Origin of the sequence: Pseudomonas sp. AL03 (assembly GCF_029960815.1) — a bacterium.
GTDB lineage: Bacteria > Pseudomonadota > Gammaproteobacteria > Pseudomonadales > Pseudomonadaceae > Aquipseudomonas.
In genome coordinates this window covers 123,132-142,186 of the sequence record NZ_JASBRE010000014.1, presented here as the reverse complement: position 1 = coordinate 142,186, position 19,055 = coordinate 123,132, and the positions used below count along the sequence as shown (strand labels likewise).

Sequence of the window (19,055 nt, the reverse complement as noted above, 5' to 3'; positions counted from 1 at the left end):
TGGCTGACATCCACCTGAAGCCAGGATTACATTTCTGTCAGCTTCTGGTTGGCGGGACCTATTCAATGCAAACTCAGCCCATTATCACTTCGAGAGCCACCCCATGAGACTTCTGGTTGCTGAAGACGAACCGAAAATAGGTATCTATTTGCAACAGGGCCTGACTGAGGCGGGGTTTAATGTTGATCGTTTCACCAACGGCACCGAGGCCCTTCAACACGCCCTGAGCGAAGCATATGACCTGCTGATTCTGGATGTCATGATGCCGGGACTGGATGGGTGGGAAGTCCTTCAGAAGGTGCGTTTGTCAGGGAAGGACGTCCCGGTACTTTTTCTGACTGCGCGAGACCGTGTTGAAGATCGAGTCAAGGGTCTTGAGCTCGGAGCTGATGATTACCTAATCAAACCTTTCGCATTTTCTGAATTGCTGGCTCGGGTCAGGACGCTGCTACGTCGTGGTAATAACGTAGCCTCACCAACCCATATGAAATTGGCTGATCTAGAGGTAGATCTGCTCAAGCGCCGGGCTATTCGGGGAGGTAAACGCATAGATCTTACGGCCAAAGAGTTTGCGCTGCTGGAACTGCTGCTCCGGCGCCGAGGCGAAGTGCTGCCGAAGTCGCTCATTGCCTCGCAAGTCTGGGACATGAACTTCGACAGCGATACCAACGTAATCGAGGTTGCGGTGCGAAGGCTTAGGGCGAAGATTGATGACGAGTTTGAGGTCAAGCTGATCCAGACCTGCCGCGGCATGGGCTACATGCTCGATGCACCGGCTTCGGAATCGGAATCGGAATGAACCGTCTATCCCTGACTACACGCATGAGCCTGATGTTCATGCTTGCGGTAACGGCGGTGCTAACCGTCGCCGGGCTCAGCTTTAATAACCTCAGCCGGCATCACTTCTTAATGCTCGATCAGCAGGCCCTGAACGAAAAACTCCACTCGACCCAAAGAATTTTGGGAGAGCTGAATAGTATCGATCAATTCGACGAGTTAAAGCCCGAGTTGCAGGCTTTGCTCGGAGCTCACCGTGATTTGACGGCCCTGATCCTTGACAGTGACGGGAGGCTGATTTTCGCTGATCCAGGGCCAGTAAATGTTCCGAAAGAGTTCATCTCGACGACAAACAACACTGTGTGGGAATGGCAGGACCAGGAGCAGATGTTCCGTGGTTTGACCGCACCAGCGACGGTCACCGGTCAGAACAAGCCGTTGACCGTAATTTTGATCTTTGATGTTACTCAACACATGTCCTTCTTCGAGACGCTCCAGCGATGGTTCTGGGTAGGGCTGGTGATCAGTGCGCTCGTCAGCGCCACTTTAGGCTGGATGGTTGCACGCAGTGGCATGCGTCCTATTCGTCAGGTGACCATGGTCGCGGCGTCGATGTCAGCCAAATCACTGAAAGAACGCATCCCCTTGGCGCTGGTCCCAAAAGAGCTGCAACAGATGGTGTCCTCGTTCAATGCGATGTTATCCCGGCTGGATGATGCTTTTGTCCGGCTATCAAATTTTTCAGCGGACATTGCTCACGAGTTGCGCACCCCGCTCAGCAACCTGATGACCCATACCGAAGTGGTGCTCTCTAGGAAGAGGGATACTGAGGACTACGAAAACAATCTGTATTCGAATCTGGATGAATTGAAACGTATGTCGCGGATGATTGATGACATGCTCTTCCTGGCGAAGTCCGATAACGGATTGATCAAGCCTGAGAACAAACCGATAGACCTACTGGACGTCGTGGAGAAACTGCTCGAATACTACCGCCTGCTCGCGGATGAGCGCGGTATCGAATTGACTGTTTCGGGAGCAGGACGTGTCCGGGGTGACGTGTTGATGTTGCACAGAGCCATCTCGAACTTGCTGTCGAACGCTCTACGTTACACCCCTGAGGGACGAACCATCAGGATCGACATCCAACAAAAAAACACATCGACAATAGTGACGGTCGAAAACCCTGGAGAGACCATCGCGCCCGAGCACCTTGAAAAGCTCTTCGATCGCTTCTACCGCGCAGATCCGGCCCGGCGCGAAGGAAGCCCCAGCAACGCTGGGCTGGGGCTCTCAATTACGCGGTCGATCATAGAAGCCCATGAAGGCAAGATCTGGTGTACCTCATTCAATGGAAAAACAGCCTTCCACATGGAACTTCCGAGTGCCGGATGACACCCTACAATTCTGGACCAGAGAGCACGCGCAAAGCTTACTGAAATGTAATCCAACAGTCGGCAGTCATGTGGCATCGTGTCCTAGCTCTATAGCGCGGTCACCCTGATCTGTTACCTAGCTTCAGTAGGCGACATACGCTTGGTATTCGCCTGTGGTTTTGAACCGGAATTGAGAAGTAAAAATTAGATCTACTCCACCAAACCTCGAACCAACAGCTTATGCTGTGAGGAGTCTTGCATGTCTTTCTTTAAAACTACTACCGTAGCTGTTGTACTTACCGCCGGTTTGCTCGTGAGCGCTATCGCCCAGGCGCATCCCAAGCTGGTGTCTTCTACCCCGGCGGAAGGCTCGACGTCTGCGGCACCTTCCAAGATCGAATTGCACTTCTCGGAGAACCTAACGACACAGTTTTCGGGGGCTAAGCTGATCATGACTGACATGCCGGGTATGCCAAATTCCCCCATGGGTGTTAAAGCAGGCGTCGCAGGTGGCGACGACCCGAAAATGATGGTTATCACACCCGCAGCTCCGCTAACCACCGGTACTTATAAGGTCGAATGGCGAGCGGTCTCTTCCGACACCCACCCCATCACAGGCAACTTCTCTTTTAAAGTGAAATGATTCATGAGCGACTCAATCAACATCGCCCTTCGCTTCGCTCTATACTTAGACCTGATGCTGCTGTTTGGATTAGCCATTTTTGGCTTGTATAGCCTCAGGGGCAAGGAACGGGTATCCGGCGCTGTCTTTAACTTTGAGTCGCTCCTTTTCGGTGCCGCATTTGTTGGTGTACTTCTGTCTCTTGCCGCTATGTTGTTACTTGCGAAAGCAATGAGCGGCGTTTCAGAATTTATGGAACTTCACCACCACATCTTCGAAATGGTTCTTACTGGCACCGACGTCGGGCTCACTTGGATGGTCCGAATAGCAGTACTTATACTGGCAGGTATTGCCGTCACACTTAACAAGCGCTTTCCAACACTCAGTCTATGGGCGGTTACCGTCTTCGGTGCTATAGCTCTCGCTACCCTGGCGTGGACAGGGCATGGCGCTATGGACGAAGGCAATCGTCGTTATATACACTTCACTAGTGATATCCTTCACCTTTTGGCTGCCGGCGGTTGGATGGGAGCACTGGCCGCATTCGCTTTACTACTGCGTGCGAAGGGACTAAACGGCGGACAGGAAGTACGGACTCTCTCCCGTGTCCTGACTGGATTTGAATCAGCTGGTGCGCTGATCGTTGTGATTTTAAGCATTACTGGAATAGCAAATTACCTTTTCATTGTAGGTCCAACCCTGGACGAGGTGATGCTCACTAACTATGGCATGCTTCTATTTCTGAAGGTTTTACTCTTCGCAGGGATGATCATATTGGCGACGCTAAATCGCTTCCATTTGAGCCCGCTATTAGCGCGCTCAATCAAGGAAGGGGACCACGTTGTCGCCGTCAACGCTTTACGACGTAGTATGACGCTGGAGTTCTCCGTTGCAATAGTGATAGTGTGCCTTGTCGCTTGGTTAGGAACGCTGAGTCCAGAAATGCAAATGGATATTGAAATGAAAATGGATATGAGCACAATGCAGAGTCAATAAATCGCATAGCTTGCCACTACCTGAATCACTGATACTTCAGACACAAAAAACCACACTCATCTCATCAATTTCCAGTCTTTGGCGACTTGACACTGGTCGCCGCATCCAAAATCCATGTTGCAAAGTAGCGAATCTCCGTGTAGGCGCTTGCTTCTCAGCGCCCATCAAATAAAATAAATCACCTGAGCGCTAGACGAACAAAATCCATGCCAGATGAGACTTTTCACTCCAGAGTTTCGCGATACCATTTTCTATCTGAAAGTCGAAGTGAGCATGAAACATTTATGGATTTATTCCATTCAGCGCGATTTCCTTTAAATGATGTAACTGATCACGGCTTGGCCGTAACCGTCCGGCCAGTACCCACCCTGAGACCCTCCAAAATCAGCAAAAATAGTGTCCATCATTTTTTAGCGGACACTATCTTGGATATCATCCCCCCAGTCCGTCGACCCGGTCGCCGCCCCAACTTTCCGCCAGTTCAAACGCAAAGTTGTCGAAGCCACGTTCCAGTCTGGCGCCTCCGTGTCGTTGATCGCTCGCGAACATGACGTCAATGCCAACCTGGTCTTTCGTTGGCGGCAGCGTGTCTCTGCCCGGATGGCTCAGCTCTTTGGAAAGGGGCGGCTGAACGTCGGCGACATTTACCGACTTGAAAGTCTGATCGGTACGATCTACGAAAGAAAGGTTGAGACGCCGGTAAAAGTCGGAACCTTCGACGGCATGAAGCCACGTGTCAGCGGCTGGGCTGACGTGATAGGTCACAACACCATTTTCGTTGATGACAAAGACCCTCTAACCCACGGGTTCCAGCTCGCATAAAGAGTTGGTCACGGCGTCAGCGGTTGATTCTTCGGATGCGCAGATTCAACCGTGGTTTGCACAATGGCTTAGTTCGTCAGTGTAAAGAAGCGAGGCGTAACGTGATCGAACGACGGGATTTCAGCGGGTGTATGAAAGGTAAAAACCTGCGCTATCTGGAAGAGACTCGGAGTGAGCCGGCGGCTCATGCTCGCGCAGGATTTTTACTGCTCGAGCACTTCTCGCTGCCTGCATTTACGCAGGAGCTCGATACGATGGTCACTGCCAACCTTTTGCGTCCTACGTTGTTCTCGTCACGCACCTTTGGATTGCAGGATGGTGAGGTAACGAGTGATCTCGGCCTGGTGATTCGACCGGATGCGCGTTTGGAGGTCGCAGCACCACCGCACCGAACTCAAAGTCAATCACGAGCTGATCAGCATCCTCCAAACAGCATCGGGACTTGGTATCACACTGGCCGGGGTGTGAAATGGAGCGTGGTTTTTGGGCGTGTCAGGTTTGCTTGAAGGGTATCGTTGTGCGATTCATACCGAGCACCGACCCGCACTCGCAGAAATTTCAAAAGTCACGCATGTCACCAGTGAAGCATTTGTCATGGATCGAGACAGGCTCACGGCTTCTAGGTGCTTTTCACAGGGCCTTGGAGTGGATCAAGGGGCTGCACGGCAAGGCGCTCGTCGAAGGCATCGAAGACATTCTATCTTCGAAGAGTCGCGGTATCGGCGTATCAAACCGACGCAGAACATCTCGTTGAGCGCCCCCGTTAAAGAGGTGGTCAAGCTTATGGATGCCAATCTTGAAGAGCCGCTGCAAATGGATCAACTGGCGGTCTATGCCGGACGTTCCCGTCGACAGATAGAGCGCTTGTTCAAAGAACAACTGGGTACCACGCCGCAAAGGTATTATCTGGAAATACGCATTACCGAAGCACGGCGATTGCTTCAACACACAGAGTTGTCTCAGGTTGACGTGCTGGTCGTATGCGGCTTTGTTTCACCGAGCCATTTCAGCAAATGCTACAGCTCGTATTTTGGTTACCGGCCTTCGAGAGAAACGCGGCTGGTGAAATAGAAAACCGGATGTTGCTGACATTTTATGGAGGAGGGCATGACCGAGGTGCGATTGAAGAGCGACCGAACAAAAAACACTCCGCACTTAACTACGCCCACCGTTGCCGCTAATCCTGGTGTCGTAAGGTCCCAACTCGGGATTTTCCTCTGCCTGCTTTCAATGCTGATTTTTGCCAGCCAGGACGGTATAACCAAGGTGCTTGTCAAAGATTTCCCGGTTGCCCAACTGGTCATGGTGCGTTATTGGATGTTCGTCGTTTTTGCCCTCGGATATGCCGCCTACCAGGGTCGGGTCAAGGAATCGTTTCGGAGTAAGCACCCTTGGCTGCAAATCATTCGAGCGATGTTAGCCGTGGGTGAAACCCGGGTGTCGGTGCCCTGACGATCACATTTGCGGGGTTGCCAGCATGGGTTTCTCCGACTCCAGTCCGGGGCCTCTTGATGGGGATCCTGTCATTGGGGAGTAGTCGCTCAGATTCTCCTCATCCAAGCTCTGAAATACGCGACCGCATCCACCCTGCAGCCCTTCAACTATGCGCTTCTGGTGTTCGCCACTTTGATTGGTGTGATCGTTTTTGCCGAGCGCCCCGACACCTGGGTGGTTGTCGGCGCAGTGTTGGTGATTATCGGTGGGCTGTATGCGATCAAAGCGAAGACGTGAACATGTAGTACCACTCAGATTGGCTCAGCTGATTTCTCTCCCCTAGACTGCCATGGGTTTAGGGACTAATCCCGGACGACAGGAGCAAAAGACGATGGTTGCGGACTGGAGTGGTCAGGTAGCGCTTGTGAGTGGCGCCGGCAGTGAACGCGGAATTGGCATTGCGATTGCGAAGCGTCTGGGCAGCCAGGGCGTTAAGTTGATAGTCACAGGCAGCAGCGCTCGCATCCATGAACGGGTGGAGGAGTTACGTGCCGCAGGATTTGAAGTGCAAGGCCGTGCGGCGGACTTGAGTGAAGAGGCTCAAGTCCTTGAACTTACCACTTGGGCCGAATCGGTATGGGGGCGAATCGATATTCTTGTGAACAATGCCGGCATGGCCGCGCAGGGTCATCCCGAGCCTTTTGCCGATCTGGCGGACATGAGTGTCGATAGCTGGAATCTTTCTATTGCTCGGAATCTGACAACCGCCTTTCTATTGACCCGTGGAATTTTGCCGGGGATGCGTTATAGACGCTACGGCCGTATCGTCAATGTCAGCTCCACGACTGGCACTCGAGCCGGTAATCCGGGTGAGGCGGCTTATGCCGCGGCAAAAGCCGGAATGGTGGGTATGAACATGAGCCTGGCCCTTGAGGTCGCGCGTTATGGAATTACTGTGAACTCGGTCGCGCCGGGCTGGATCGCGACTGGGTCAAGCACCCCAGAGGAAGTGAATGCAGCGAAGTACGTCCCGGTTGGCAGGGCTGGCCACCCGGAAGAAGTGGCTGCTGCCGTTACGTTTCTGGCCTCACCTGAGTCCAGCTACATTACCGGTGAGTTATTGGTGGTCGATGGTGGCAATTGCTTGATAGAGAACAAAGCGCCCAAGTAATCAATGCGTTGCCCGCCGCAAAATTTTGCAACGGAGGTGGGTAAGTGACTCCCTCCGTTGCAAGTCGGGCTGATTCGATCAAAACGGCAGTGGAAGTTTCGCCGTGCGACCCCCATCCACCACCAGCACCTGCCCGGTGATGAAGGCCGATGATTCGCAGGCCAGGAAAACGACTGTCCCGCCAACATCCGCCGGCAATCCGGTACGTCCGACCGGGTGAAGGCGCAGGAGTGCCTGGCGCGCCGCACGCGGATCAGCTTGAGCGGAGAGGTATGCATCACTCAACTCGGAATTGATCCATCCTGGAGCAATGGCATTGCAGCGGATACCGTCCCGGCCGAGATCGATTGCCAAGGCCCGGGTCAGCCCATGGATGCCGGCCTTGGAGGCACAGTACGCGGCATGTTCCGGGTTGGCGCCTATCCCTTCGATCAAGCCAATGTTGATGATGCTGCCCCGCCTCGCTGACGCATCTGGGGCACTAACGCCTTGCACAAGAACGCTGGCGCCCGCAGATTGACAGCCATTATGCGATCCCAGTCCTGTTCGGTCATATCATCAATGGACTTCTCGAACATGAACCCGGCGTTGTTAACCAATACATCAATTCCGCCAAGCTGCTCCTGGGCGAACGGTGCAATCAAATTGGATGACTCCATCGAGGCGAGATCAGCCTCGACGAAATAGACTTGAGGGCGATTTTGCAAGTCGGCGTACCAGTGCCTGGCGTTGAGCGATCAACACGGAAGCTAGATAGATCTTCGGCACGGACACCGGGTCTTCTAATAAAGTTACCTTAATGGGCTAGCCCCCTCTGAAACAAAGTATCCTCGCGCCGGGTCATCCAGCGACTTGAATTGCGCTACCATGAAATCTATCAGCATTCGCATTGACGGCAACATCCCTTGCCTTGTTGCAAACACGGCGCAAATCATTTCAGTCCTCGGAGTCCAGTCGGGTAAAACCACGACCAATTCCCCTCGATCAATGTAGTCGTGCACAAGGGACATGGGCATCTGTGCGACGCCAACGCTATCTAACGCCGCGCACCGCAGCATTGGCAGTCCCTTGGTTACAAGTTGAGGACGGTGCTGAATAGTGAATTCCGCGCCATCTTGATGAAACAACGTCCAACTGTAACCACGTTGCGGGCTGCCGTGATGGACGCTGGGGAAGCGTGACAGGTCTTCTGGCCCTCGGGGGTCGCCTAGGCGGCGCAATAGCGCTGGACTCGCGACCAGACATTGTGGCCGCTGCGACATAACTCGGGTAACCAAGTCCGAGTCCTGAAGGGGAGGCGGGCGTACTCGCAGCGCAAGATCAACGCCCTCGGCGACCACGTCTACTTGACGGTCGCTTGCCTCCAAATGCACCTCGACACGCGGGTACATGGCCATGAATCGCGTGATCATGCCGCCTACGCACTCTTCCAGTAATACCGTCGGGCAGGTGACGCGCAGCAACCCGCCAGGTTCTGAACGGGTCATGGCAACAGCCGCTTCAGCGGCTTCTGCTTCCTTCAGCATTGAACGGCAATGGGTGTAATACGTCAGCCCTAACTCCGTCACCTTGAAACTCCGGGTGTTACGGATGATTAAGCGCACGCCCAATCTTTCTTCGAGCAGTGCAATCCGTCGGCTGAGATTGGATTTTGGAATGCCTAACGCGCGAGCAGTCGGCGCGAAGCCACCGTGGTCCACCACCATAACAAAGTACTGAAGGTCATTGAGATCTAACACGGGACGACATTCATTCGGCCAAAAGAAGCCAACTATACAAGAACGATCGTCCACTGTATGGGAAAGAGAAACCCACTATTCGGGACTGGTTCACACGGCAGTACCGAGGCTAGATTGCCGCCGGTCGATTGGTTCACTAAAGGAGATACAGATGTTACGCAGGACGATTCTCGCCATGTCTTTGGGGTTGGCCACACTGGGTTCGGTGTACTACGCAAACGCTGCAAACGATCCTTCCGTGGTACTGGTGCATGGTGCGTTTGCCGACGGGTCTGACTGGGCGAAGGTGATCACTTTGCTGCAGGCCAAAGGTGTGAAAGTACGGGCCGTGCAGAATGGTTTGAATTCGCTGGCCGATGATGTGGCCATAACCCGTCGCGCTATTGAAACGGCACCGGGCAAAGTCGTGCTGGTCGGGCATTCGTGGGGCGGCAGTGTGATCACCGAAGCCGGTGCAAGTGACAAGGTAGCGGCGCTGGTCTACGTTGCCGCCTTCGCCCCTGACGTCGGGCAGACCACGGCCGAGGTTGGCAAAGACTATCCGCAGTCGCCGGGCATGCGCGAATTTGTGGCCGACAAGGCAGGGTATTTGTCGCTGACGCAACACGGTATGGAGCAGGATTTTGCCCCGGACGTGCCTGCTGCGCAGGGGCGGGTGATGGCCGCCACGCAAGGCGCCATCAATTCCAGAGCGTTCGACGAGCGCATCAGCGTGGCTGCATGGAAGCAGAAGCCATCGTGGTACATCGTCAGTGAGCGCGATCGCATGATTCCACCTGAACTACAGCGCGCACTCGCCAGGAAAATAAACGCAACAACGACGGCGCTGCCTACCAGCCATGTGCCGCATCAGTCTCGACCTGCCGATGTGGCCAAGGTCATTACGGAAGCGCTCAACACCACGCGCTGAACATGAACCTGCACCGTTGGATTTTGCGACCAGCGATACAAATAAAAGTCGCCACATAAATATGGATATAACGATGACTGTGTATAGCAAGGTATTCGACTTTGTCATTCTGGGTGGCGGTTCTGCCGGTGCCGTATTGGCGGCGCGTTTGTCGGAAGACAAACATCTAAGTGTTCTGTTGGTTGAGGCGGGTCGAGCCTTTGAACCCGATGAATATCCAGAAGAGATTTACAGTAGCAATATCATCGCCGCCAAGGCTGATAAACGTTTCGAGTGGGGTTACTTTGCAACTCCGGTAGATCAACCGCAAGCGGTATATACGCCGCGTGGAAAAGTACTTGGCGGAAGTTCCGCAATCAATGGCGCTGTTGCCTGTCGTGCTTTGCCCTTTGACTTTGCGCGCTTCACTGCCAAAGGCCTGAAAGGCTGGAGCTTTGAAGAGGTACTTCCCTATTACAAAAAAATGGAGAGTGCTCCGCACGGCGAGGAAAAATGGCACGGCCGTACCGGCCCGCTTCCAATTCACCAAATGTCATGGGAGTACATCACCCCTGTACAGCGTGCAATGGTCGAAGCGTCATGGGCTTGTGGGGCGAAAAAAGTTGACGATTTTAATAACCCAGAGGCCAATAATGGCGCTGGCCCTAATCCAATGAACGTGATCAACGGCGTACGCGTAAACACCGGGATGGCCTATCTCAATCGCGCAGTACGCGGTCGCCAAAACTTATCGGTCCTGGATAAAAGTATCGTAGACAAAGTGTTGATTGAAGACGGCAAGGTTCAATCCGTGCTATTGGCGGGAGGTGAAAAAGTTCACGGGAAAGAAGTTATTCTTAGCGCTGGCGCGTATGGGTCTGCTGCAATTCTACTACGCTCGGGAATCGGCCCTAGGACGGATCTTGAAGCATTGGGCATTCCCATGGTAAAAGATGCGCCGGTCGGTATTCGGCTGCTCGATCATGCTTTTTTCTGGATGAATTTCAGTGGGAAAGAAGAGCTGAAGGGGCAAGATCATCCGGTGGTAGGTTCCCAATTGTGGACCAATTCATCCTATGCAAGTTCGGTTAATGAACTTGACATTGGTATTTCTCCATCGCACTTGCTTGATCCGCAAACGAGCTCAACAGGCGTCGCGTTCTCACTTGGGTTGGAACTGATGCATTGCACGTCCCACGGTAGCCTGCGTTTGAAAAGTCGCAATCCAAAAGAAGCGCCTTTCATTGAGTTGAATCACCTGACCAGTGAAGATGATATGAACCGGATGATCGAATGCTTTCGACTGGCTAGAAAGTTGGCCAAGACAGAACCACTCAAGAGCATGATCGTGGAAGAGCTCTATCCAGGCTCATCCACCGACGACAGTGATGAGCAAATCCGCGCTGCGTTGGCAAAAGGCGTGGGCACTTTGCAGCACCCTTGTTCGACTGCCCCAATGGGGTTGCCGGATGATCCTGGCGCGGTGGTTGATGAGGAAGGTCGCGTGTATGGCGTAGAAGGACTACGCGTTATTGATGCTTCTATTTTCCCCGAGATCCCTCTGATTAACTTGAATCCGACCGTTATCATGATGGCGGAGAAATTGTCCGATGAAATCAAAAAATCCTGTCAGTTAACATAAAAACTTTAAGGGTGCATGCCAATGTAGAAAACATGCACCCAACTTTCTCTGGATTAAAACTTGAACAAACTGTCTGAGATGCATTCTTTCGTCATGGTGGCGGACACTGGTAGTATTTCCGAAGCCGCTCGGCATTTGGGTACAGTCAAGTCAATGGTCTGCCAGCGGATCCAGAAACTGGAAAAGCGCCTGGGTAGCATCTTGCTGGAGCGTGGTCGTCAGGCCCGTCTGACCGAGTCAGGCGAAGTATTTTACCGTTATTGCGTACGTATTCTGGCCGATGTCGAAGATGCTGAAGACGCCGTCCTGGCGTCTCAGTCGAGTTTGCGTGGGAGCTTGCGGCTCACAGCTCCGATGGCCTTCAGCATTCGCTACCTGGCGCCGATTCTTTCGTCCTTCGCTGTGCGTTACCCTGAACTGCGTCTGGATGTCGAGTTTGATGACCGCCACGTCAACTTACACGAAGAGACGTTTGACGCGGCCATCCGCATCGGTGAGTTACCTGACTCCTCATTGGTGGCTAAAACCATTACTCCCAACCGTCATATCATCTGTGCCAGCCCAGCCTACTTGGCCGCTCACGGTACACCGCAGATCCCACAAGAGCTGGCCCAGCATTTCGCCATGCTCTACGTGAATCGCGAACCACATGCCAGATGGGTGCTACCGGTGAACAACGCATTGGAGTCGTTTCCTGTGCGCTGTCGTATGCGCACTAACAACGGCCATCAACTCATGGAAGCTGCCAAGGCCGGTATGGGCTTAGCTATTTTGCCCACGTTCCTGGCCGCACAGGCCATTGTGGCCGGTGAACTTAAAGAGGTATTGGCGCCCTATGCCCCTCGTGGCGGCAACATCTCGGCGGTATACCGGCGATCCCAGAGAGCCTCGCCTAAGCTTCATGCTCTGATTAGTTTCCTCAGCGAACAGATCGGCAGCCCCCCAGTGTGGGATCAAATGCTGGTGGCTCACTCGAATGAACAGTGTTGATGCGTTCGAAAAAAACGAACCATGGATTCGTTTTTTGTCAGCTTATGAGTATCTGAACCCTGAGTTATGCTTTTTCCCAACAGGCGCATCACCTAGCGTCTGACAGGGAAGAAGACGGATGAAGAGTACCCTTAACAATCCCGCTCGCCGTGCTGTACTGGCAAGTGGCGTTGTGGTTGCCGCTACTTTAGCGGCGGGCAGTGGTTTGGCGCAGGCTCTGGAATCGAGCGGCAAAACCGGTAAGAGTGCAGGCCATGGCACCCCGGTCGATGTGATTATCATCGGCGGTGGTTCGGCTGGTGCGGTTCTGGCCCGCCGATTGAGCGAGAACAGTAAGCGTCAGGTGTTGGTGCTTGAGGCGGGGCATAGCTATGGCCCACGTAACTACCCCGAAATCATTGCTAGCAGCGACATCGTCGGTGCTAATGGCAACCCTGAGTTTGAATGGGGTTACAAGACCCGACCGGGCTACATCGACCACCCCATCGGCGCCTTGCGCGGTAAGGTGCTGGGGGGGAGCTCGGCAATCAACGGCGCGGTGGCCATCCGTGCGCGCCCTACCGACTTTAAGCGCTGGGATCTGCCAGGCTGGAGTTATGAAGAACTGCTGCCTTCCTTTAAAAAGCTGGAAACTCACAGCAGTGGTGCCAGCCAGCTACACGGCCATGAAGGGCCGCTCCCCGTGCATCAACTCAGTAATGCCGATGTGACCCCCATGCAGCGCGCCTTCATCGACGCCACGATCGCTAATGGCTACAAAGTGGTTACCGATTTTGACGGTGCTGACGCCAACGGAGTAGGGCCGTACCCGATGAATATCGTCAACGGTGTGCGAGTCAACACCGGCATGGCCTACCTCACCGATGAGGTGCGAGCCCGCGACAACCTGCATATCCGCCCCGACAGCTTGGTAGATAAAGTTCTGTTCGACGGTAAGCGTGTAATCGGAGTGCAACTGGCCAGCGGTGAAAAGCTCCTGTCTGGTGAAGTCATCCTTTCGGCTGGCACCTACGGTAGCGCTGCGATCCTGCTGCGTTCCGGCATTGGCCCGAGGGAGGATCTCCGTGCCTTGCAGATTCCACTGGTCGCCGAGCTGCCGGTTGGGCAAAACCTGGTGGATCACCCGTTCTACTACAACGCCTATGCCGCCAAGCCTGATGTGATTGGCAGCCAGTCGCCGGCCATTGGTGCAAAACTCTGGACTCACAGCACCACAGCCGAGAACGGTGATCTGGATATTCATATTACGGCCACCCACTTGTTTCCCCACGATCAGAGCCCGACCAAGGTTGGCTTCGTTCTCGCGGTAGCCCTGACTCGACCACTGTCCCGAGGCGAAGTTACGCTCGCTAGTCGCGATCCGTTCGTAGCACCGAACATCGATCTGAATTTTCTGGCTGAGGAAAAGGATCGCCAGCGTCTGCTGGATGGCATCCGCCTGTCCCGCAAAATCGGCACAACGGCGCCGCTCAATAAGTTGATCCATTCCGAGCTCAACCCTGGCCAAGGCAACGACACCGACGAGGCCTTGCTGGCCAGCGTCAAAGCCAGTCTCGATACCTATCACCACCCGACCTCGACTGCTCCCATGGGGCGGCCGGGCGATGCGCGAGCGGTGGTCGATCTGCAAGCGCGGGTTCTCGGCGTGCAGGGCCTGCGGGTAGTGGACGCTTCGATCTTCCCAGATGTGCCTTCGGTAGCCACCAACATCACTGTGATTGCCACCGCCGAGCACATTGCCCGTCTCTACGTTTAATTCTCAGGAATCTACCTCTATGAACAGCACTCCAGCTTTAAACTGGATCGACGGCCAATGGCTGGACTCCGGTGTTTACAAAGACTCCATCGACCCAGCGACCTATGAGCTGATTGGTCAATACGCCGAAGGCGGCTTAAACGAAGCGCAACAGGCAATTAAGGCGGCACAACGGTCGTTCGCTGAAACGCCTTGGAAAGACGATCGTAACTTGCGCGCCAAGGTATTGCTGGAGTTGGCGGATGCTTTCGAGCGCAACGCAGATGAGTTGATCGACACCCTGGCGCTGGAAAACGGAAAGATCAGACCCGAAGCCGAGTTTGAGGTCACTATGGTGCCCTCCAAACTGCGCTACTACGCTGCTCTTGCTCGCGCCGAATACGGCCGTGCGGCCGAGCCAAAGCCTGGCAAAATTTCCTTGGTGATCCGTCAAGCAGTAGGCGTAGCGGGCATCATCGTACCGTGGAACTCGCCAGTGGTACTGATGATTCGCTCCCTGGCACCTGCCCTGGCTGCCGGTTGCACCACAGTGATCAAAATGCCCGGGCAAACGGCCCAGACCAACTGCCTGGTAGCACGGATCATGAGTGAGGCGGTGTCGCTGCCTCGTGGCGTCATCAATCTGTTCAGTGAGCTGGGTGCGACCGGTTCCATACATCTGGTGGAGTCGCCCAAGGTTCCGGTGATCAGTTTCACCGGTAGCACAAGCACCGGTCGGGCGATTTCCGCTGCGGGTGCACAGCACCTCAAGCGCTTTGGCTTGGAACTGGGTGGGAAAACGCCAATGCTGGTGTTTAACGACGCCGACCTCGATGCCGCAGTGCCCACCCTGGTGAAAGCCCTGACGGTATTCGCTGGTCAGTTCTGCATGACGGGGTCGCGGCTGCTGGTGCAACGGGATATTGCCACGGCGCTGACGGAGCGCTTGGCCGCGCGGTTGGAAGCCGTGCGCGTGGGGCCGGCTGCGGATCCCGCCAGCGAAATGGGGCCGTTGATAGATAAACCTAACGTGCAGCGGGTCAACCAAGTGGTGGAGGACGCGATCACCGACGGCGCTCAAATCATCGTTCGCGGCGGACCAATCACCGAGGGGCCATTGGCCAAGGGCGCTTTCTATCGCCCGACCTTGCTGCGCGTCACTGACCCTAATATGTCGATTGTCCAGCGCGAGACGTTCGGCCCGGTACTGACCCTACAGGTGTTCGATAGCGAAGCCGAGGCGATCGAGCTGGCTAACAACAGTGAGTTCGGCCTGGCGGCTGGCGTGTGGACTCGCGATGTCGACCGTTCTCTGCGGGTGGCCCGTGAACTGGAGGTTGGCACTGTATGGGTCAACGACTGGGCGGTGGTCTACGACGAGTTTGAGGAAGGTGGTTTTAAACAGTCGGGCCAGGGACGCCTCAACGGCGTAGCTGCCATGGATGACTTTGTCGAATACAAACATATCGCCCTCAATCCTGGCCTGCGCCAAGCTTAAATCCAATCAGTTCGCCTGCGCGCGTTGGTGCGTAGGCGACTGTACAGAGAATCATGTTCATGAATCGTACAAAAACCTTACTAGATCCTTTAAATGTCGGCCCATTCACCCTGGCCAACCGCGTGCTGATGGCTCCGATGACTCGTTCGCGCTCTGCCCAGCCCGGTGATATCCCCACAGCACTCAACGCCCGATACTATGGACAGCGCGCAGGTTCAGGGCTGCTGATCAGCGAAGGCATGCCGATTTCTCCCAGCGCCAAAGGCTACGCTTACACACCCGGGATCTATACCGAGGCCCAGCAAGCTGGCTGGAGGCAGGTGACTGACGAGGTTCATGCCAACGGAGGTCTGATCGCCGCCCAGCTGTGGCATGTCGGCCGCATTTCCCATCACTCGGTCTTGCCCCAGGGGCAGTCGCCTCTGGCGCCTTCAGCAATTCGTGCACAGGCCAAGATTTTCGCCTTCGACGATGAAGGTATGCCGAGTATGGTCGATTGCGACATACCAGAGGCGTTAAGCGAAGAGGGGATCGCGGCGGTCGTGCAGGAGTTTGTCCAGGCCGCACTGTGGGCCCGCGCTGCAGGCTTTGATCTGGTTGAACTGCAAGGCGCCAACGGTTTTTTGCTGGAGCAATTTCTCTCCGTTACCACCAACGAGCGCACTGACCGCTACGGTGGCTCGCTGGAGAACCGTGCACGTTTTGTCGTGGAAGTGGTGGACGCGGTCTCGGCTGCGATTGGCGCGGATCGGGTCGGCATCCGCCTTTCGCCATGGTGCCCACCCAGCGTCAACGATATGGACTTCAGCGTCGAAGCTCAGGACATTACTTTGTACCTCGCCGAGTCTCTCAGTCAGCGGCGCATCGCTTACCTGCATTTGTCCGAGTGGCCCGGTGTGGATTATCCCTCAGGGTTTCGCGCGCAACTGCGCTCGGCGTTCAGCGGTGCGATCTTCGTATGCGGCGGCTATCAGCAGGCCGACGCGCAACACATCGTCGCGCAAGGACTTGCCGATGCCGTGGCGTTCGGCAAACCCTTCATCGCCAATCCCGACCTGCCGCAGCGGTTCGCGCTCAACGCCGAGTTAGCGGAGCCTGATGGCAGCACCTTTTACGGTGGCGACGCCCGGGGTTACACGGACTATCCATCCTTTGCGGCTCAGAGCTGATCCCCGATGCGACTGCCCCGACTAATGGCAGGCGCGCTGTTGGCAGGGACGCTGACAGCGTCCTCTGCCTTCGCCGCCAAAGAAGATAATTCTTCTCCCATGAGAAACACCTCCATGTCCCAGGACAAACTTTACGACGCGTTGCTTGACGCTCTCTATGCGACCTTCGGGCATCATCCTGGGTTTCGCGTAACGCATGCCAAGGGCGTGTTGTTACGTGGCACCTTTACCGCCTCTGAAGCGGCGCCGGCGCTTACTCGAGCAGCTCATTTCCAGGGACAGCCAGTACCCGTATTGCTGAGGTTCTCCAACTTCAGTGGTGTGCCTGCCACCGAGGACGGTGACCCGATGGCCAGTCCCCATGGTCTGGCCGTTCGTTTTACGCTACCGGACGGTGAGTCCACGGATATAGTGGCGCACTCGTTCAATGGCTTTCCGGTGGCCACCCCCGAAGACTTCCTAAGCTTTTTGCGAGGCATTGCTGCCAACGTCGCCACACCGCCCGATCCTTTGCCACTGCAAGCATTTCTGGTCACCCATCCAAGGGCACAGCATTTTCTTGAGACGCCCAAGCTAGCACCGAGCAGCTACGTTAGTGCTGAATACTTTGGCGTCAACGCCCTAGTGTTCAGCAACCGTCAGAGTGAAGACCATGTCGGTCGCTATCGCATTGAACCGTTGCTGCCAGAACCTGTGTTGAGCGACGAGCAAGCCGCCTCGATGCCTGCCGATTACTTGCAGGACGAAATCGGCGCACGATTGACCAAGGGAGCGGTGAAGTTGCGATTGATGGTGCAACTGGCAGCCCCAGGAGATGCCATCGAAGACGGTTCGATTCCTTGGTCGCGCAACCATCAGGAAGTCGAACTGGGGATGTTGACCCTCGACGCTCTTGTTTCGGCAGAGGAACAACAACTCGCCCAGCAGCGGCTTGCCTTCAGCCCCGGACGCTTGCTCGACGGCATTAAGCCAAGTCACGATCCAATGATTCTCGCACGTCAAGGTATCTACCAGCGGGCGATGCTCAGGAGGCAACAACAATGAGCATTGACGCCGACATTGGCGTCAGTGTGATTGTGCATGAGGTCAATCCGCAGCATCAGGCCTTGTATGAGCAATGGATGAACAAAGCCATCGATGCCCATCAGCAGTTCCCTGGTTATTTAGCTACTGATGTCGTAAAACCCGTAGGATCGCAGCTGCGATACGCAATAATCCTGCGTTTTACCAGCAAGGGCCACGTCTTGGCGTGGCTGGGATCTGAAGTGCGCCAGGCATTGCTGCGTGAGTCGTTGCCCTGGCTGCGGCAGGATTACCATCGCGCCGACGATGATTCGAAATTCTGGTTTGAGCCGATGCAAGGACGGGCCACGGTTGCACGCTGGAAGCAATGGCTACTGTCTTGGTCGGTAGTCTTGCCATTGTCAGTTTTTATGCCGGGCTTTTTGGCGGTGTTACTTGAACTTTCTGATCTACACCTACCGATTTGGTTATTCAAGGTTGCGGTTGCAGGATTAGTGTCCTTCAATATGGTCTATTGGTTGATGCCCTTGACGACACGCCTTTTGTCACGCTGGTTGTTGCGTTGAGACCAGCGGTCGCCCCGCTAATGCTTGGGGCTGGAATAACGCTCCCGAAGCCCATCCTATAAAGGGGGCGTCTATGTGAGTGGCTGTTCCGGCGCATTAGCCGCTGGGGGTGACTCGGCGAGGTGGCACTGCACGAAGGCAGCGTGAACACCTTCCTGGCGGCAGGTGCCGAAGCAGCAGGGTTGTCGTAACCCCGGCTACAAGCTCTCTACCTGGGATGTCGGGGCTCGAACGGCGAGTCCCGCGAACGATGCTCCAGCGTCCACGTAACGCAAGGCAGACTTTACGTCTTTCCAGCCTACGTAACTCATCAAAGATTTGATGTCCCAGCCATTGGATGAGGCCCAGGTTGCAAACCCTCGACGCATGGAGTGGCTGCTGTACAGGTCTGCCGGGACAGCGGCCTGCTTGAAGATACGGCGAAGTATCGGGATCAAGCTGTTGGAGTTGATGCCGCCGTCGGCAAGATTGCCCCAGCGATGAGCATTTCACCCTCGTGCACTGAATTTAATCTAGAGGATGCCCATGAGAAAGTTTGAGGAGTTTTCCAACAGTGAAGTGGGCAAGAAGGCTATGCACGCTAGGCGAAAGCGTAAGCGCGTGATG

At 55.0% G+C, this 19,055-nt stretch carries 18 protein-coding genes and 2 pseudogenes; 16 read left to right on the top strand and 4 right to left on the bottom strand.

What is annotated here, in order from left to right:
* Positions 1 to 103 precede the first annotated feature (103 nt).
* The 8 genes and pseudogenes from QK293_RS15730 to QK293_RS15695 all read left to right on the top strand — a co-directional run bounded on the left by QK293_RS15730 (position 104) and on the right by QK293_RS15695 (position 7,198).
* On the top strand, positions 104 to 799 hold the full coding sequence (locus QK293_RS15730; RefSeq protein ID WP_282378461.1) for a heavy metal response regulator transcription factor: 696 nt from the start codon (positions 104 to 106) through the stop codon (positions 797 to 799).
* Complete coding sequence (locus tag QK293_RS15725) at positions 796 to 2,172, top strand: heavy metal sensor histidine kinase (RefSeq protein WP_282378459.1); 1,377 nt, start codon at positions 796 to 798, stop codon at positions 2,170 to 2,172. Before QK293_RS15730 ends, QK293_RS15725 begins: the two co-directional genes overlap by 4 nt.
* Positions 2,173 to 2,412: 240 nt before the next feature.
* A complete protein-coding gene (gene copC, locus QK293_RS15720) occupies positions 2,413 to 2,796 on the top strand; it encodes a copper homeostasis periplasmic binding protein CopC (protein WP_282378456.1) in 384 nt (127 codons plus the stop codon).
* A gap of 3 nt (positions 2,797 to 2,799) precedes the next feature.
* Positions 2,800 to 3,771 (top strand): copper homeostasis membrane protein CopD, encoded by a 972-nt coding sequence (gene copD / locus QK293_RS15715; RefSeq protein ID WP_282378453.1) that lies wholly within the window; start codon positions 2,800 to 2,802, stop codon positions 3,769 to 3,771.
* 429 nt (positions 3,772 to 4,200) lie between these two features.
* A complete protein-coding gene (locus tag QK293_RS15710; protein WP_282378498.1) occupies positions 4,201 to 4,593 on the top strand; it encodes a proline racemase family protein in 393 nt (130 codons plus the stop codon).
* A 131-nt stretch (positions 4,594 to 4,724) separates the two neighbouring features.
* A pseudogene (locus tag QK293_RS15705) lies at positions 4,725 to 5,664 on the top strand (helix-turn-helix domain-containing protein).
* Between the two features lie 159 nt (positions 5,665 to 5,823).
* Positions 5,824 to 6,324 (top strand): annotated as a pseudogene (locus QK293_RS15700) (EamA family transporter).
* Between the two features lie 94 nt (positions 6,325 to 6,418).
* Positions 6,419 to 7,198, top strand: a complete 780-nt coding sequence (locus QK293_RS15695) for an SDR family NAD(P)-dependent oxidoreductase (RefSeq protein ID WP_282378450.1) — start codon at positions 6,419 to 6,421, stop codon at positions 7,196 to 7,198.
* A gap of 78 nt (positions 7,199 to 7,276) precedes the next feature.
* Here the strand turns inward: QK293_RS15695 and QK293_RS15690 are convergent, their stop codons facing one another.
* The 3 genes from QK293_RS15690 to QK293_RS15680 all read right to left on the bottom strand — a co-directional run bounded on the left by QK293_RS15690 (position 7,277) and on the right by QK293_RS15680 (position 8,937).
* The gene (locus QK293_RS15690; protein WP_282378447.1) at positions 7,277 to 7,633 is read right to left on the bottom strand and encodes an SDR family oxidoreductase; all 357 of its coding nucleotides are present in this window, start codon (positions 7,631 to 7,633) and stop codon (positions 7,277 to 7,279) included.
* On the bottom strand, positions 7,630 to 7,905 hold the full coding sequence (locus QK293_RS15685; protein ID WP_282378444.1) for an SDR family oxidoreductase: 276 nt from the start codon (positions 7,903 to 7,905) through the stop codon (positions 7,630 to 7,632). The genes QK293_RS15690 and QK293_RS15685 overlap by 4 nt, the downstream gene beginning before the upstream one ends.
* Before the next feature lie 84 nt (positions 7,906 to 7,989).
* Positions 7,990 to 8,937 (bottom strand): LysR substrate-binding domain-containing protein, encoded by a 948-nt coding sequence (locus tag QK293_RS15680; RefSeq protein WP_282378442.1) that lies wholly within the window; start codon positions 8,935 to 8,937, stop codon positions 7,990 to 7,992.
* Positions 8,938 to 9,112: 175 nt separating this feature from the next.
* Here QK293_RS15680 and QK293_RS15675 point away from each other — a divergent pair, with 175 nt between their 5' ends.
* From QK293_RS15675 to QK293_RS15640, 8 genes are all read left to right on the top strand, one after another.
* Positions 9,113 to 9,847, top strand: coding sequence for an alpha/beta hydrolase (locus QK293_RS15675; protein WP_282378496.1), 735 nt, complete (start codon positions 9,113 to 9,115; stop codon positions 9,845 to 9,847).
* Positions 9,848 to 9,920: 73 nt separating this feature from the next.
* Positions 9,921 to 11,468 carry a GMC oxidoreductase gene (locus QK293_RS15670; protein ID WP_282378440.1) on the top strand — a complete coding sequence of 516 codons (1,548 nt, stop codon included), beginning with the start codon at positions 9,921 to 9,923 and terminating at the stop codon, positions 11,466 to 11,468.
* Positions 11,469 to 11,528: 60 nt separating this feature from the next.
* Positions 11,529 to 12,458 carry a LysR family transcriptional regulator gene (locus QK293_RS15665; RefSeq protein ID WP_282378437.1) on the top strand — a complete coding sequence of 310 codons (930 nt, stop codon included), beginning with the start codon at positions 11,529 to 11,531 and terminating at the stop codon, positions 12,456 to 12,458.
* A gap of 118 nt (positions 12,459 to 12,576) precedes the next feature.
* Positions 12,577 to 14,214 (top strand): GMC oxidoreductase, encoded by a 1,638-nt coding sequence (locus tag QK293_RS15660; RefSeq protein ID WP_282378435.1) that lies wholly within the window; start codon positions 12,577 to 12,579, stop codon positions 14,212 to 14,214.
* A 19-nt stretch (positions 14,215 to 14,233) separates the two neighbouring features.
* Entirely contained in the window at positions 14,234 to 15,691 is a 1,458-nt protein-coding gene (locus tag QK293_RS15655) for an aldehyde dehydrogenase family protein (protein WP_282378434.1), read from the top strand.
* 59 nt (positions 15,692 to 15,750) lie between these two features.
* Entirely contained in the window at positions 15,751 to 16,860 is a 1,110-nt protein-coding gene (locus tag QK293_RS15650; protein ID WP_282378433.1) for an alkene reductase, read from the top strand.
* 24 nt (positions 16,861 to 16,884) lie between these two features.
* Positions 16,885 to 17,904, top strand: coding sequence for a catalase family peroxidase (locus QK293_RS15645; protein WP_282378431.1), 1,020 nt, complete (start codon positions 16,885 to 16,887; stop codon positions 17,902 to 17,904).
* The gene (locus tag QK293_RS15640) at positions 17,901 to 18,449 is read left to right on the top strand and encodes an antibiotic biosynthesis monooxygenase (RefSeq protein WP_282378428.1); all 549 of its coding nucleotides are present in this window, start codon (positions 17,901 to 17,903) and stop codon (positions 18,447 to 18,449) included. Before QK293_RS15645 ends, QK293_RS15640 begins: the two co-directional genes overlap by 4 nt.
* Before the next feature lie 197 nt (positions 18,450 to 18,646).
* Here the strand turns inward: QK293_RS15640 and QK293_RS15635 are convergent, their stop codons facing one another.
* Positions 18,647 to 18,886 carry a tyrosine-type recombinase/integrase gene (locus tag QK293_RS15635; protein ID WP_282378426.1) on the bottom strand — a complete coding sequence of 80 codons (240 nt, stop codon included), beginning with the start codon at positions 18,884 to 18,886 and terminating at the stop codon, positions 18,647 to 18,649.
* Positions 18,887 to 19,055 lie beyond the last annotated feature (169 nt).